Below are 15868 nucleotides of genomic sequence, written 5' to 3'. Positions count from 1 at the left end.
CCCTAACGCCCGTAAGCAAGTAACTTGTATTGTGCGGCGGCCTTTTGGTACGCCTCCTGCATATTGGTCCCCTGGACCCGCGCAACGTATCTGTCGTATGCGAGATAGCACACGGGTGGATACGTAAGCGAAGAGCTCTTCTTATCCTTGACGTCGAAACACTTGACGTCGGGCATATTCGGGGGTGCGTCGACCGGCCGATATCCATCGGTTTTCTGATCGATCATGGCGGCAATCAGACGGACGGTGCTGCTCGAATCCCGTGTGCGATAGACCTTCTCACCGGCGTATGCGACCAGATCGACGCCCGCATCGTCGTAAGCCGCCTTGGCCAGTGCTGGGAAGTTCTCCGAATGCAGCGCGACATGTCCGGGCATCAGCACGGTGCGATCGATGCCGGATACGCTCTTCTGCCGCTCTTCGAGCGGTAGGGTCCGGCCGAGTAGTCCGTCGACATCCATTGGGAGGGAGGTGAGTCGATCGATCGGCGTCGGCGAGTAGTCCTTCAGCATCTCGATCTGTTCGGTGAAGGCCGCCTGGGTGAAAGCGATCAGTGGTGCGGTGTCGACCGGTTCGCTGACCGGATCGTCGATATAGACGTAGACAAGCACGGCGTCGTGCACGAGAAATGAGTCGAGAGTCCGTTTGCTGGGCGACCATTTCGCACGAGCAGTCGGATGCCCGGGGATCGTTACGGTTTCGCCGGGCAGTACCTCGGCCTGACGGTCCGCAAGGCGACGAGCCGCGGTTTCGGCGTTGCCCTGGTCGGTGAACCGGAGCGTGTCCATGATCACCGAGCGGCCGAGCCAGAACGGGCTCCGGCGCTCACCCGTCGTCTCCCATCCGGCGACGAGTCCTTGGGCGAGATCGGGGAATTCCTTGTTATCGATCGACGAGATGGTCGCCGGGGATGTCAGGGTGGTGCGCCCATCGATGTTCGCCAGGCGTTGGAAAGCGAATTTCCCGTCTATATCGAAAGGTAGCGGTACGGAGTTTCCGAGCCGTACCGACTCCAGATAGCCCCCTGAGTCGGCATTGCGAGTTGTTTCCATATCGCGTGGTGTTGTCGGATAATTGCCGGAATCCAGTTTGGCAATGTCGATGGTCGGCGTGGTCGTACCCTGGCTGTCGCCGCAGGCGGTGGTCGCCGCGATGGCCACAGCGAGGATGGCGTACAGACTGTGTCGCAAGCGCATGGTCGGACTCACTCACTCTTCGCCAGAATCGCGTACTGAGCGGCGGCACGCTGGTACAGCACCGGGTCCACTGCCCCGGTGAACGTGCTCCCGACGACGACTGCCGCGTACCGCCCGTAGACCACAACGCAGTACTGGTCGAAACTTCGGGTGCCGTCCCGTTTATCCAACTTGACGCACCGGATGTCGGACAGGCCCGGTGGCGACGCCATGACCTCGTCGTTCTTACCGGTCTTGGCCAGCACGGATTGCAGGTGGAAGGCCCCGCGCAGATCGCGCGCACGGTAGATGACCGCGCCCCGGCGGCCGACCAGATCGACGCCGCTCTCGTCGAACGCCTTCTGCATTTCGATCGGATTGCGTTCGTAGTGCAGTTCTCCGGCCGGTTGGAAATAGCCGAAGTCGTCCTTGCCGATGAACGGGTCGGTGTGGTCCGGAGCCTCGGGCAGGGCTCGTCGCATAATGCTGTCCGGATCGGTCGGCAGGTCGAGCAGGTCGTCCATCGGTATCGGCCGCTGCTGATCCAATCGGGCGATCTGCAGGTCGATGACCTTTCCGATATTTTCCGCGACAGCGGCCTGGTTCGGTTGGGGCAGGGCCGTATTCACCAAGACGACGTACGGGCCGTGCGCCACGAACGAGGTGATGGTCTTGTCGTCAGTGGAAGAGGCTTTGGCATCCGGATGCCCAGGGACGGTCACCGGATGGCGGCCCCCATCGATGTTGGTGAGTTGATCGAACTGGTCGGCCGCGGCGCGGCCCGCTGTGTCGGTCGGAAAGCGAAGCACCGCGATGATCAGCTTCTTGCGACTGCGGAGATTGTTGTTGGTGCCCGAAACATACACTCCGGCAAGGAGATTGTTGTCCGTCGCGACGGGACGATATCTCTCGGGCAGATAATTCTCGCCGACCATGGAATCCGCGTCGGACATGAGCCGTTGATTCCCGGTGTCGTAGATTTCGCTATCGATTTCGTATGGATGGACCAGGTAGTTGAGCATCCGACGCGCTTCGATCAGGCGCATCGCGGGAATGGTGCTGATGCCCGGGTCGTATGCCGTGGGCTCGGGGGCATACGCCCCCGTCTTCAACGTCGCCAGGTCCACCGGCGTCAGCCCCGGCCCCGGATGCCCCGTCACACTCCCAGCGCACCCCGCACTCACCACGGCCAGCAGCGCGACGAATCCGCCTCTGAACCTCATACCTCCCCCGTTCCCTCTCCCCGCTCGCATACTTCCCGCGGGATCCTACTCGACGCAAGCCGCCAGCACCGGGGGCTGGATTCGGGGCGGGGCCAGGGCATTGGCGGTTATCTGCCGAACGCCAGCAGTTCATATTGTGCCGCGAGCTTTTGGTCGAGATCCTGGCGCTGGTTGGCGGTGATGGCGGCTACGTAGCGGTCATACGTTAGGTAGCAGATGAATTCGACGAGGTTGCGGGATTTGGTTGCGTCGTTGTCGAGCTTTTTCGAGCATTTTGCGGTGGGGAGGCCGGGTGGGCTGTCGGTGGGGTCGAAGAGGCCGGTGAGTTGGTCGAGGAAGCTTGCGGTGAGTCTGCTTGCGGCGGCGGGGTCGGCGGTGCGGTAGATCGACGAGTCGCTGTGGGCGATCAGGTCGACCCTGGCGTCGTCGAATGCGCGCTTGCTGATGTCGGGGCGTTCCTCGAGATGCAGGGCGGCGTGGGGGGTATAGGCGCCGGTGATGTCGGCGTACCCGTCGGTGGGCTGGTTCGGCAGCGTTCGGGCTACCAAGCCATCGATATCGGCGGGTTCCTGTGCGACCTTGTCCGACGGTGTCGGGGTATAGCCCTTCAGCAGTTCGAATTGTTTGTCGAGCAGCTTCTTGGTGAAGTCGATCAGCGGGGCCGGATCCGGCGGGGTCGCGAGGCCATTGCCGACGTAGGTGTAGAGCAGGTAGTCGTCGCTCGCGATCCAGGTGTGGACGGCATCATATTGGCTCAGTGCGGATTTGGCGTTCGGATAGCCGGGAATCGAGAGCGGCCCTTTTCGGGGGTAGGTGTCGTTCTTCGCGTCGGAGAACACGTCCATGGCGGTCTTCGCCTGCGCATTGTCAGAGAACCGCAGCAGGGTGAGGTCGATGTTCAGCCCGAGCGAATTGTCCTTCCTGCGATGCCCCGAAGTGGTCCAGCCCGCGACGAGACCGGGGGCCGCCGCGGCGAAATCATCGACGGATCCGCCCAGCCAGCCATTTTGCGGTGGATTCTGCGGGGTGAACGGATGCAGGTAGAACGGGCGCTGGTTGTAGACCAGGCGACTGTCCAGATCCATCATCAGCGGCACGAATTCGGCCAGCCGGATGGACTCCTGTACCGCACCGGTTTCCGCCGTTCGCTGCTTATCGATATCGCGCGGCGTCGTCGGATAGTTTCCGGGCGCCAACTTCGACACATCGACCGCGGGGGCGGAGTCGTCGGACCCGCCGCAGGCCGCGGTCATCGCGAGAACAGCCGCAATTGCGAGGCAGAGCAGGCCGTTTCGGTATCGATGGTGCATCGGTGCGCTCACTGGGTCTTGGCCAGGATCGAATACTGTGCGGCGGTCGCCTGGTACAGCGCCGGGTCGAAGTTCCCGAGACCCTGTCCCCGGGAACCGAGCACCGCGACGTAGCGGTCGTATACGAGGATGCACAGATATTTGCTGATGAAGATCGGCTCCAACTCGTCCAGCTTCAGGCAGCGCGCATCGGGCAGTCCTGGCGGGCTGCTTATCGATTCGTCATCGGTGCCCAAGTGCGCCAACGCGTTCTGGAGCCGAAATGCTGCCGCGAGGTCACGGGTGCGGTAAAGGGTCGACTGGTTCTGTGCGACGAGATCGGTACCGGCTTCCTGCAGCGCCCGCTTCAGATCGGGGCCGTTGCGCTCGAAGTGCAATTGCCCGATGCCGTCATAGATGCCGACGTAGTGGTCCCGCGAGTACTCCCGTGTCTCCTTGGTCGGCGGCAGTGTGCGCCGCATGATTCCGTCGGGGTTCAGCGGCAGGTCGAGGATATCGTCCACCGGTGTCGGGATCAGTCTGTCCAGCTCGGGAATTTGCAGGTCCAGCATTTTCTTGAATTGCGTCCCAAGGGCTTTCGGATCCGATTCCGGCATGGTGATCATGCTGAGCAGCACGAACGGACCACGTGCGAGGAAGATGTAGCCCTTCTTATCGTTGTCCGAGGAGGCCCGGATATCCGGATAGCCGTCGATCGCAACCGGGTGCCGTCCCGGTTTGAATTCATCGGTCGCCCGGTCGAATTCGGTGGCCGCGGTGCGTGCTGCGGCGTCGGACGGGAAGCGAAGTAGCGCAATGGCCAGATTCTTGATGCTGCGCAGACTGTCGTTGGACCGCTGCGTGTACACCCCGGCGATGAGGTTGTTGCGCTCGACGACCGGCAGGTACTGACCGGGCAGTACACCGACGAATCCGTTGTCGAAGATCGTGGACGTCGCCTCCAACAGCCGGGTATCGACGAGGTGGCCGATATCGCTGTCGACGTCATAGGGCAGCACCAAATAGCCCAGCATGCGCCGGGATTCGATGCGGAACACATCGTCCTTCCGGAAACCTTCGGTGGTGTAGTCCCGCGGCGCGGACGGATAGGGGCCGACATCGAGTTTCTTCGGATCCACCGCGATCATGCCGGGTCCGGCGTGACCGGGAACCTCGGTGCCGCAGCCCGCGACAACGCCGACGACGAGCATCGTCACCGTCGCGGCGATCGCTGCTGTTCGAAGTTTCGATATCGCGGCGAATCTCACATCCCACCCGTCCGTTCACGTTCCTCCGGGCGGATCCTACTTCACCTGGGTCTCGAGCACCGGGACCAGCTTTTCCAGCAGGACTGCTTCCGAATCCGCTGTCCAGTCGTGGATGGCACGCACGGTTCGGGGGTCGTCGATGGCGATGACGGTGGCGGTGGAGTCGAGCAGTGCGCCAGGTAGTCCGCGCAGTCCGCCGGAGCCGGAGCCGGTGTCGCTGCGGATGGCCAGCACATAGCCGGACTGGATCTTGCCGAAGACTGCGTACTGGTTGCCGACGGCGACCGGGCGGGGTGTCGGTTCGTCGCCGGTCCTGGTGAAGGCAGGGTTATAGGTGAAGCCGAGGTCTTGCAGGAAGGTGGTCGGGTTGGACGGGGTGAGGAAGACCGCGTTCTGATTGTCGGTGATATCGACCATGGTCAGCCGCTTGCCCAGAAACTGCGGATGCTGTTTGCGGACTTCGTCTTTGGACAGCGCCGCGGTCGCCGCCGCGGGTGTCCGCTGATCGCCGGAGCTGGCCCAGACGCCGATCCCGATCGCGAGCGCGATCGTCACGACGGCCGCCGCGGCAATGGCGATCCAGCGGCCGCGGGGCGCGGTGACCTGTGGGGTGGGTGGTTCGGGCCGCGGCGGGGCGGGTGTGAAGACCTGGATGGGGTAGGTGGGTGAGGTGTTCGTGCGGGCGGGGGCGTGGCCGGATTTCAACGCATCGGTTGCGGCGTCGGTGAATTCGCGGCAGGTGCCGAACCGGTCTGCCGGATTCTTGGCCATGGCGATCGCGAGCACGTCGTCGATGGCGGGTGGCAGGCCCGGTCGCGTATCGGTTGCGCGCGGCGGGGGCTGTTGCAGATGGCCCATCATCGCCACGGTCGGCTGATCGGACGGGAACGGATTCCGGCCGGTGAGCAGCTTATAGAACGAGCACGCCAGACTGTAGATATCCGAGCGCGGACCGAGGTGGTGGCCGGATAGCTGTTCGGGGGAGGCGTAGGCGATGGTGGCGACGAAGGTGCCGGCCTGGGTGAGTTCGCTTGCGTCGTCGGCGGATTTGGCGACGCCGAAGTCGGCGAGCAGAACCCGCTCCTCATCGGTGTCATCAGTGGTCAGCAGGAAGTTCGCCGGTTTGATATCGCGGTGCAGCAGCCCTTTGCGGTGCGCGTAGTCCAGGCCTTTGCCGACGTCGGTGATGATCCGCAGTGCGCGCAGCGGATGCATGCCGTGCGGGTCGCGGGCGATTTCGGCGGCCGCGTCGATGCCGGGCACGTACTGCATGGCGATCCACAGCCGACCGTATTCCTCACCGCGGTTGTAGACCGCGACGATATTCGGATGGTCGAGTCCCGCGGCGACATTGGCCTCGCGTTCGAACCGGGTCCGGAACTCGTGGTCGGACGTGTGCTGGGCGCCGAGCACTTTGATGGCATCCTTGCGCGGCAGGCTGGGGTGCCGAGCCAGGTAGACCGTCCCCATACCGCCTGCGCCGATCTGCTTTTCGATGCGGTAGCCGCCGATGATGGTGCCGGGGCTCAGTGCCATGGCTGATCTCCTCTAACGGTTGTTCGCGAACAACGCGTACTGTGCGGCGGCCTGCTGCTGGGCGTCGCCGAGTTGATTCGCGCTGACGAAACCCACGTATCGGTGATATGCGACGATGCAGGTGAATCGCTTGCTCCTGGTACCGGATTCCTGGTTTTCCACACACGCCGAATCGGGCACGCCGGGTGGTGCGGCGGCGTCGCGGGCGACCGCGGTCATGGTGACCCGATCCCGCACGACGGCACGGGCGGCGGCGTCATCGGCCAACTGGATCACCGGGGTGCGTCCGAGCGCGGCGAACCGGCCGATGTTCAGCGCACTGAAACGGGTATCGGCGAGTTCGCGGTCCTTGGCGAAATGCAGCATGCCGTGACTGCCGCTGACGAATCCGTCGTCATCGTCGTATCCCGGTTTCAGCTGCTTGCTGTCGGGATCGAGCACCCGGTCGAGTAGCCGATCCGGATCCCATGGCAGGTCGATCGTCTGGGCCGCGGTCAGCGCGGGCAGTTGGTCGAGCTGGGCGAGTTGCAGGTCGTAGGCCCGGTCGGCGAGTGTGGTGAGCGCGTTCAGATCGGTTTCGGGCGTGCTGATGAGGAAGGCGACCACATAGGACCCGTGTGCAAGGACGGTCCGCAGCACCGGCGCGTCCGGCCGCCAATGTGATTGTGCCGCATGGTGTTTCGGTAACGACACGGGCTGATTGCTGTCCTTGAAGGTCGCGAAGTCGGCCTCGTGGAACTCGGTCGCGGCGGTTGTGGCCCGATCCGCATCGGGGAACTGCATGACCATGGTCGCCGCGTACCTGGATTTCGCCGGGGACGGAACCGGCCAGCCCGGGAAGGCCAGCGAGGTCGATGCGTTATCGGATCCCTGGGATTCGAAACCGAACATCATCTTGTTGCGCTTGATGATCTGCTCGACCGCGGACCAGTCGCCGAGTTCGTCGGGTCGTCCGGGAATGGTGCCCGAATGCATGCCGTACTTCATGGTCTTGTCGATCTCATATGCGGAGACGACATGGTCGGACAACCGCATGGCGGCGACCTTGCCCATCTCGTAGAAGTTCGGGACGTAGGCGGCATCGTGTGCGTTGCGCGGCTCGGTCGGATATTTGCCGACATTGAGCTTGCGAACGTCGATTTCGGCGGGCAGCGCGGTCGGCGATACGGTCGTCCCGCACGCTCCGAGCAATATGGCGAGCGCGAGTGCGGCCGCGACCGCGAGGTAGCTGCGCAGCTTGCGAGTCGTGCTCATTTGACGTTCACCAGCAATGCGTATTGGGCCGAAATCCGTTGCTGCACATCATTGAGCTGATCGGACCAGGTGTATCCGGTGTAGCGGTCGAAGGCCACCGCGCAGTAGAAGCGGATCACCGACTTGTCCCGACCGAGGTATTCCTGGCATCGGGCCTGCGGCAGATTCTTCGGCGCGGGCGCGGACCGGAACTTGCGGCTGGGGCCGACGAGCTCATCGCGCAATTGTCGGGCCCCAGCGGCATCGGCCGTGCGATACACCTCGGCGCTGTCGACGGCAAACCGGTCCACGCCGACGGCCTGGAATTTCGGAACGTCCTGCGCCGGTGCGGAACTGAAGTGTTCAGTGCCGCGAGCGTGGTAGGCACCGGGCGGATTCAGATTGAAATCCGCATCGAGTCGGGGCAGGGTGCGCCCCAGCATGCCGTCCAGGTCGAGCTGCGCGCTCATGAGCTGGGCGGGCGGTGTCGGGGCGAATTCGCCGAGCGCCGGAACCGCCTTGTCCAGGCTCTGTGTCACGAGGGCGACGAGCGCGGGCAGATCCTGTTCGTCGAGGAAGATCTTGCGGTAGTCGTAGACCCAGGTGTAGACGACCATCTTGCCGGTGGCAAAAAACGATCCAATGGACTGCTGGGACGGGCGCCAATGTGCCTTGGCGGCAGGATATCTGGGAATAGTGACCGGCTGGTTCGCGGCGGCGGCCGCCTCGAAGTCGGAGCGTTCCAACGCGATCGCCGCGTCTGCGGCCTTTTGCTCGTCCGGGAACTCCATGACCACATTCATCAGATCGGTGCCGCGATTGTCCTCCGCAGACGAACCGAAGCTGACGAAGCCGGTGATGAAATCCGGTGCCACCGCGTCGAATTCGTCGAGCTTGATGGCCCAGTGCAGATCCGAGGTCTTCGGGTCGAAGAAGATCTTCGAGCTGAAGTGCGGCGCATACGCGAACCGTTGGTCGATCTCCCGCGGTGTCGGTACGAAATTCGCCAGCCGTTCGGCCTCGACGATCCGAGCCTGGTCGAGGTTCTTGGCCGTGCCGTAGTCACGCGGTTCGGTCGGATAGTTGCCGACCTCGAGTGTGTTCAGGTCTACCGCGGGCTCCGCGGTCGTAGTCGCCGCACTCTCGGATCCACATCCACCGAGCACCAATCCGATTGCGATCAGTGCGCAGGCAGCACGAACAGAATTTGGTCTCAAAGCGGTTTTCCCCCCGGGTCACAGTCTGACCGAATGCTACAACGGGGGGCCCGCCGATGCGTACCGCTGGGTCCGAGGACTCAGAGGCTGTTGGCGAACAGCGCGTACTGCGCGGTCACCTTCTGCCGCACATCCGATTCCTTATCGCTGGTGACCACACCGACATACCGCTTGTACCCGACGTAGCAGCGGTACTTGTACTGCCGCTCGGGATCGCCTTTGCTATTGAGCTGCAAGCATTTCGCGCCCGGCACATCCTTGGGGGCGTCGATGGGGTCGAAGGTGTCGCGCACCTCGGCCATCAGGCCATCGATGAACTTCTGCCCAGCCGGATAGTCGCGGACGCGGGTGACCGAGCCGTTGTCGACGATGGCGAATTTCTCGACCCCGACCTCGTCCACCAGCTGCTGGGTCTTGGTCTCGTCTTCGGCCGATTGGACGAAGTAGCTGGGTCCGTAGACCGCGAAGTTATCGGCATTCGGGGTGTGGCCGCGCCGGTCGGCGACCACGGCGCGGGCGAGCATGCCCTCCGGATCGACCTTCAGGTTGTTGAACTGGTCCTTCGGTGTGGCCTGGAAGGTGTCCAGCGTGCGAACCTGGGCGTCGAGCGTCTTCTCCACCCAGCTCAGCAGGTCCGGGCCGTCCGCGCGGGGCCGCCCGACGAACAGCGAGATGACGAATTCCTTGTGCGCCATGAAGGTTCCGATATTGGGAATGCCGGGGCGCCAATGAATATAGGCATCCGGGTATTTGTTCGACGGCAGTTTGCGGTTGTCGGGGGAGATATTGATATCGGCGTCTTCGAGTTCGCGGGCGGCGATTTTCGCGGTGGACTCGTCCGGGAACCGGAAGACCACAGTGGTGATCGCGGTGGTATCGGCCGAGGGCCGGGTCTGCCCGGGTGGATCGGGCTTATCCGATCCGCTGGTGGCATATCCGGTGAGGTAGTTGCGGTTCACCAGTACCGGCTTCGATGCCGAGGCGACGTGTTCGACGGCATCGTCGATGCTGCTCAGCACCTTTCCTTCACGGCCATAGGTGAGCGACGGGTCGATCTTCGTGGTCGCGACAACGGCCTCCGACATCCGCATGCCCTCGAGCAGCGCCCCGTGCGAGCCCGCGTCCTGGTCGTACCTGTGCCGGTCGACCGGATACGTGCCCACCTCCAGTTTGCGTACGTCCTGTTCCGCCGCAAGCGGCGTGCCCTGGACGCCACTGCATCCGGCCAGCACCGCGGCCAGCGCGGCACAAGCTAGGGCAAACGCGATTCGCGAAGTCCTGACCATGGCAGACCCCTTTGTTCCTCCCGTTGTGCATCTGAAGTTACCGGACGGACGCCGGGGAGGAGGGCCTATGAGGGGTCGGTTGCAATACCCTTGGGTGTGTGGCGACAACCCTGCGATGCCTATACATAGGAGGCCGATACCGTTGAAGGATCGGCAGGTTGAGGTTGTTGCCGGAAATCACGCCGTCGCCCGGGTCGCGGGTGCGGTGGTGCTCGTCGCACATCGTGGGCATGGCCGGCCGGCATCGGAGGCAACCGCCGTCATCGCACTGGAGTCACTGGCCGAACTCGTCCGCGAGGCCGCCGAACAGCATCCCGACGGCCCCGGCGCATTGGTCGCGCGCGCGGCAACCCGCTGGCTCATGAAATATGCCGAACAGATCAGTCCCGGTGCGCCAATCGATTTCGGCATCCTGTCCGCGGCCGAGACCGGCGGCGTGGCGGTCTTCCTGCACGGCGCGATCACGGCGGTGTTGGCCGGTGACGGGACAGTCGAGCGCTACCGCGGCAGCGACGCCGCCTTCACGGTGGATCGGGTCGCGACGGTGCCCGCGCGGGCAGTCGCGTTATTCGTCGACGACCCCAAGGGCCGCATTCCCGAACTGCCCGCCGAGCGCGGAATCGGCTGGCTGGTGGAGGGAATCGCACAGGCGGGCGGCGCGATCGTCTGGTCCGACGCGGTGCGCGGCAGGTCCGCATCGGTGCCGTCCGAGGCCGCCCATCCACCACCGACCGCGCGCATCGATTCCGGCCCGACCCAAAGGCCGCATCCCGAACTGCAGCTGACCGAAACCAGGGCCTCGACCGCGATGCTCGATTCGGTCCAGGACCAGCAACCGGTCGACCCGCATCACGCGCCGACCCAAATGGGCGGCACCAATCCGGCCCCGCGTCCGGATCCGGATCTGCAGCGCCGACTGGAGGCCACCGCCAAGTCCACCGCGCTCACGGTCAAGGTGATGGGATTCAAGTGCGCGCGAGCCCATCCCAGCGATCCGCGCTCGGCCTTCTGCACGGTCTGCGGGATGCCGGTGGATCAGACGCAGCAGCTGATCGAGGTGGTGCGTCCGCCGCTCGGCATGCTGGTCCTCGACGACGGCATGACCTACATGCTGGCCGCGGACGCGGTGCTCGGTCGCGATCCGGAGCATTCCGAACAGGCGCGCCGCGGCATGGTGCCATTGAAGGTCGAGGACTCCTCGGGCGGCATGTCCCGCGCGCACGCCGAGGTGCTGCTGGTGAATTGGGATGTGTCCCTGGTGGATCGGGGATCGACCAATGGCACTCGCACCCGACTGCCCGGCTACCGCGACTGGATCCGCCTGACACCGCATCAGCCGATGGTGCTGGTGCCGGGCACCGAAGTCATGATCGGCAACCGAGTGCTGCGCTACGAACCCGCCGCCCCGCCGCCGTTCGGCTAGGAATACCGCGACGTGCAGGTGTGCTCGCCATTGAGCACCCCGGCGCGGAACGCGTCCACTCGGGAAAACCCACTCGGTACGGTCCTACCCTCGACATCGCTGGCCGCCAACCCATCGGCCAGCAGTCCGGAGACCGCCTCGTCGAGATCGCCTGCGGCCAAGACGATATCGCCCTGCGCCTGGGTCCGCCCCGGTTGCGCGAGCTTGCCGGTGACCACACCCGACAGACAGGCCGCGCGCAGTCCGGCCTTGGCGCCCACGAGATCCTGGCCGTTGCTCTGCTGCACCGCGAGGGTATAGCGCGAGATGAAGACTATATAGCCGTTGTAGTCGCCGGTGACCTTGATCGGCAACGGATCCTTGTCGTCGGCATTCGAGGTGCCGCGCTGAGCGAGCGCGGGCACATCGGTCGCGATGGTGTTCTTGGCGGGACAGTAGGAGACCGGCGGTGTCGTGACGCCGTTCTTGCAGTCGATCTTCGCGCCGGAGTACTCATAGGTCGGCTCCGGCTTCAGCGGCAGGATCGTGGCGAGGGCCTTGCTGAGTTCGATCAGACTGTCCTTGTCGATCGGATTCTCACCGCGGCCCGGATCGTCCTTGAAGCTCTGCGGCAAATTGCCACGGCGGCGGGCGATCTCGTTCATATCAATGGCCTTGCAGGCCTTCGGGCCGTCGGTGAAGCCGATCTGCACGGCCGTGACCCGCTCGAACGCCGAACCGTGCACGCTCTCGGGGTCATCGGGATTGGAATCGCGAATCGCGACCGTCGCGGCCAGCACCGAGTTCAGGCCATCGGAGGTGTTGATGGTGAAGTGCTTCGATTTTCCTTCGGCCACATGGCGAATGAACGCACCCGAGAAACAGTCCGCCTGCTGTTCCTTGACGATCACCGGATCCTTGGTCTGCACGATTTTGGCCAGCGTCTGGATGGCGTGCCCATATTCATGGGCGAGCACCATGATCACCGCCATCTTGCCGAAGGTGTCCTCGATCGTCGGCAACAGCACCGAGCGGTCCCAGCCGATGGAGTTGTCCAATCGGCAGTAGGCGGCGTTCACCAGGTGATAAGTGGATTCCTTACAGAATTCCAGCGCCTGACTGCGCGGTGCCTTCGAGCTCCAGGAGATCAGCTTGTCGACCGGCTTGAACTCACCGTCGAAGTCCTTGCTGTATTCGGCGCGCCAATAGGTCTGAATATCCTCGATCGCGTTGAGTGCCAGCGCATCCACCTCACCGCTGTCGCCGTTGATCGCGGTGAGCGAGGTGTCGGGGACGTTGGGGCGCGGTCCGCTCGGACCGCTCGTGGTGGGCAGTCCGGCGACCTTGAACGGATCGTCGTAGACCGAAACCGCACGACCGCTCACCCCACGAGTACAGCCCGCCAACATTGCGATTACGCAAAGCGCTGCGGTCAGGACTGCGGTCGCTCGCAGTTTCGGCAAGGCTCCCCCTAGTCGGCCGGTAGCGCGTTCATGACGGTCTCCGGATCGGGGCAAGAGGCGCATCGGGGGCACCGCCGAAGTCCGGGTGATGGAATAGTATCCGCTGCATGTCTTTACCGGGGGCGCAGACCATCACCGTGCGCCATGATGGAACCGAACGGGTCTTCGATTCGAATCAACAGGTCACGATGGGTCGCGCACCGGAAGTGACGCTCTTCGTGGACAGCCCGCTGGTCTCGCGAGTGCATGCGACGCTCGCCTGGCAGGGGAACAGCTGGGTACTTACCGACAATGGCAGCACCAATGGCGTTTTCGTGGATGCGCGCCGGTTGAGTCAACCGGTTCCGATCACCCGGCCCACACAGGTGCGCCTCGGTGATGCGATCAGTGGTCCGCTGTTGCATCTGCTGCCCGTGGCGCAGTCGTCGCGGCCGCGGGCTCCGATGGCCCAGCCGTCCGCATCGCCGCCCGCGACACAGCAGCGGTCGTCGGTGCCGCCGGGTTATCAGCATCCGCGACGGACACCACCGGCGCAGCAGCGTCCGGAACAACCCGCACAACAGCAATCTCCGTACCCGTCTTCGCAGCCGCAGCCGCAGCCCCAACAGCAGCACCCGCAGCCGCCTTCGCAACCGCAACCTCAGCAGGCACCGCAGGCCCAGCCGCAGCAGCCGAATGTCAATATGACCTTCAAGGCCGATAGCTCGATGCTGCCGCCGGTCCGCTCGCGCCCGTCGACCGCGCCGACCGCCCGGGCCGACCGGCTGCCGCCCGGCGGGCTCAATATCGGTCGTACCACCGACAATCAGATCGTCGTCAACGATCCGCTGGCCTCGCGCAAGCACGCCCGCCTGGTCGCGGGCGCCGAGGGGCTGACCATCGAGGACCTCGGTTCGGCCAACGGCACCTTCGTCAATGGTCATCGCGAGCAGCGCACAGTGCTGCGCGAGCGCGACATCATCACCATCGGCAATATCGACTTCGTCGTCCAGCAGGGCACTTTGGTGCTTCGGCAGAAGCCGGTCGCCGAACAGGGCCTGCACGTGCACGGCGTCGGCTTCACCGTCGAGGGCAATAAGCAGCTGCTCATCGATGTCAATATGCAGGCGGGCCGTGGCACACTCACCGCGCTCATCGGTCCGTCGGGCGCGGGCAAGTCGACGCTGTCGAAATTGATCGCTGGCACCACCCATCCGTCCGGGGGTGTGGTCACCTTCGAGGGCCGCAACCTGCACGCCGAATACGAGGCGCTGCGCTCCCGCATCGGCATGGTGCCGCAGGACGATGTGCTGCACCGCCAGCTGACCGTGCGCCAGGCCCTCGGCTTCGCCGCCGAACTGCGGCTGCCGCCGGACAACTCGAAGGCGGACCGCCAACAGGTGATCGACGGTGTGCTGAAAGAACTTTCGCTCACCGAACACGCCGACACCAGGGTCGACCGGCTCTCCGGCGGTCAGCGCAAGCGCGCGTCGGTGGCGCTGGAGCTGCTCACCGGTCCGTCGCTGCTGATCCTGGACGAACCGACCTCGGGCCTGGACCCGGCGCTGGATCGTCAGGTGATGGTGATGCTGCGCGAGCTGGCCGATGCCGGGCGCACGGTCATCGTCGTGACCCACTCGGTGGCCTGCCTCGACATGTGCGATCAGGTGCTGCTGCTCGCCCCCGGCGGCAAGACCGCCTTCTGCGGACATCCGGCCAGCGTCGGCGCGGCCATGGGCACCAGTGACTGGGCGGAGATCTTCGGGCGGGTGGCCGCGAACCCGGATCAGGCGTTCGCCGCGTATCGCTCCAGACTGGCGTTCGCGCCACCGCCGCCACCGCCCGCGCCGCCGCGGCAGGGTTCGGCGGGCAGTCCACCGCAATCCGGGCGCGCCAAGCAGTTCTCCACGCTGGCCCGGCGGCAGGTGCGATTGATCTTCGCGGATCGGGGCTATCTCGCGTTCCTGGTGATTCTGCCGTTCATTCTCGGTGCGCTGTCACTGGTGGTGCCGGGCAGTAACGGTTTCCAGTCGGGTCCGCTGGAGCAGGTGCAGAGCGGCAACGAGACACTTTTCGTCCCCTCCGGCGGCAGTGAGACCCAGCAGTTGCTGGTGGTGTTGATTCTCGGCGCCTGCTTCATGGGGTCCACGCTTACCGTGCGCGATCTGGTCGGTGAGCGCACCATCTTCTATCGCGAGCGCGCGGTCGGGCTGCTGCCATCGGCCTACCTACTCGCCAAGATCGCCGTGTTCAGCATTACCGCATTCCTGCAGTCCGCGGTGCTGGTCGGGATCACGTTGGTCGGCAAGAAGCCGCCGCTGGAGGGTTCGGTGATCCCGAACGGACCGGCCGAGCTGTATCTCGATATCGCACTGACCGCGGTCTGCTGCGTGGTCTTCGGTCTGCTGCTGTCCAGTCTGGCGAAGTCGAACGAGCAGGTGATGCCGATGCTCGTGGTGATGATCATGGTCCAGCTGGTGATGGCCGGCGGCCTGATCCCGGTGACCAACCGGGTCGTACTCGAGCAGGTCTCGTGGCTGTTCCCGTCGCGCTGGGGCTATGCGGCCGGGGCGTCGACGGTGGATATTCGGACACTGTTCGCCAACGCGCAAACCGATGAGTTGTGGAAGCACGAGGCGAATATCTGGTACCTCGATATCGCCCTGCTCGTCGCGATCACCGCGGTGCTCGCGATCATCACCTGGCGTCGCCTGCGGTTGCGAAAGTCGACGGCGTGAGCAGTCGGTCATCCGGGGTCTACCCGGATGCGGTGAGCATGTCGGTCGCGCAGCAGGCA

Annotated in this window: 11 protein-coding genes; 2 read left to right on the top strand and 9 right to left on the bottom strand. The window is 64.5% G+C overall.

What is annotated here, in order from left to right; translation table 11 throughout:
* Positions 1-2: 2 nt before the first annotated feature.
* The 8 genes from ABZ293_RS28190 to ABZ293_RS28155 all read right to left on the bottom strand — a co-directional run bounded on the left by ABZ293_RS28190 (position 3) and on the right by ABZ293_RS28155 (position 10227).
* Entirely contained in the window at positions 3-1196 is a 1194-nt protein-coding gene (locus ABZ293_RS28190) for a hypothetical protein (RefSeq protein ID WP_355185477.1), read from the bottom strand.
* A gap of 8 nt (positions 1197-1204) precedes the next feature.
* Positions 1205-2398 (bottom strand): hypothetical protein, encoded by a 1194-nt coding sequence (locus ABZ293_RS28185; protein WP_355185475.1) that lies wholly within the window; start codon positions 2396-2398, stop codon positions 1205-1207.
* 107 nt (positions 2399-2505) lie between these two features.
* A complete protein-coding gene (locus ABZ293_RS28180; protein ID WP_355185473.1) occupies positions 2506-3651 on the bottom strand; it encodes a hypothetical protein in 1146 nt (381 codons plus the stop codon).
* A gap of 65 nt (positions 3652-3716) precedes the next feature.
* The gene (locus ABZ293_RS28175; protein WP_355185471.1) at positions 3717-4904 is read right to left on the bottom strand and encodes a hypothetical protein; all 1188 of its coding nucleotides are present in this window, start codon (positions 4902-4904) and stop codon (positions 3717-3719) included.
* Between the two features lie 87 nt (positions 4905-4991).
* Positions 4992-6491, bottom strand: coding sequence for a serine/threonine-protein kinase (locus ABZ293_RS28170; protein ID WP_355185469.1), 1500 nt, complete (start codon positions 6489-6491; stop codon positions 4992-4994).
* A gap of 12 nt (positions 6492-6503) precedes the next feature.
* Positions 6504-7745 (bottom strand): hypothetical protein, encoded by a 1242-nt coding sequence (locus ABZ293_RS28165; protein ID WP_355185467.1) that lies wholly within the window; start codon positions 7743-7745, stop codon positions 6504-6506.
* Positions 7742-8941 carry a hypothetical protein gene (locus ABZ293_RS28160; protein ID WP_355185465.1) on the bottom strand — a complete coding sequence of 400 codons (1200 nt, stop codon included), beginning with the start codon at positions 8939-8941 and terminating at the stop codon, positions 7742-7744. The genes ABZ293_RS28165 and ABZ293_RS28160 overlap by 4 nt, the downstream gene beginning before the upstream one ends.
* 80 nt (positions 8942-9021) lie before the next feature.
* On the bottom strand, positions 9022-10227 hold the full coding sequence (locus ABZ293_RS28155; protein ID WP_355185463.1) for a hypothetical protein: 1206 nt from the start codon (positions 10225-10227) through the stop codon (positions 9022-9024).
* A gap of 142 nt (positions 10228-10369) precedes the next feature.
* Between ABZ293_RS28155 and ABZ293_RS28150 the strand changes: the two genes are divergently transcribed.
* A complete protein-coding gene (locus tag ABZ293_RS28150) occupies positions 10370-11650 on the top strand; it encodes an FHA domain-containing protein (RefSeq protein ID WP_355185461.1) in 1281 nt (426 codons plus the stop codon).
* Here ABZ293_RS28150 and ABZ293_RS28145 read toward each other — a convergent pair.
* Positions 11647-13092: a metallopeptidase gene (locus tag ABZ293_RS28145; protein WP_355185459.1), complete on the bottom strand. Its 1446-nt coding sequence runs from the start codon at positions 13090-13092 to the stop codon at positions 11647-11649. The two genes, ABZ293_RS28150 and ABZ293_RS28145, sit on opposite strands and share 4 nt — an antisense overlap.
* A gap of 107 nt (positions 13093-13199) precedes the next feature.
* On the opposite strand from ABZ293_RS28145, the gene ABZ293_RS28140 reads away from it, so the two are divergent.
* Entirely contained in the window at positions 13200-15809 is a 2610-nt protein-coding gene (locus tag ABZ293_RS28140) for an FHA domain-containing protein (RefSeq protein WP_355185457.1), read from the top strand.
* The last annotated feature ends 59 nt before the right edge of the window (positions 15810-15868 follow it).

The organism is Nocardia sp. NPDC005998, from assembly GCF_040614395.1.
Taxonomy (GTDB): Bacteria; Actinomycetota; Actinomycetes; order Mycobacteriales; family Mycobacteriaceae; genus Nocardia.
This window is presented reverse-complemented; position numbering and strand designations above follow the sequence as displayed.

Coding starts and splice junctions, on each gene's coding strand:
- ABZ293_RS28190 (WP_355185477.1), bottom strand. CDS start 1,196: ATGCGCTTGCGACACAGTCTGTACGCCATCCTCGCTGTGGCCATCGCG.
- ABZ293_RS28185 (WP_355185475.1), bottom strand. CDS start 2,398: ATGAGGTTCAGAGGCGGATTCGTCGCGCTGCTGGCCGTGGTGAGTGCG.
- ABZ293_RS28180 (WP_355185473.1), bottom strand. CDS start 3,651: ATGACCGCGGCCTGCGGCGGGTCCGACGACTCCGCCCCCGCGGTCGAT.
- ABZ293_RS28170 (WP_355185469.1), bottom strand. CDS start 6,491: ATGGCACTGAGCCCCGGCACCATCATCGGCGGCTACCGCATCGAAAAG.
- ABZ293_RS28165 (WP_355185467.1), bottom strand. CDS start 7,745: ATGAGCACGACTCGCAAGCTGCGCAGCTACCTCGCGGTCGCGGCCGCA.
- ABZ293_RS28155 (WP_355185463.1), bottom strand. CDS start 10,227: ATGGTCAGGACTTCGCGAATCGCGTTTGCCCTAGCTTGTGCCGCGCTG.
- ABZ293_RS28140 (WP_355185457.1), top strand. CDS start 13,200: ATGTCTTTACCGGGGGCGCAGACCATCACCGTGCGCCATGATGGAACC.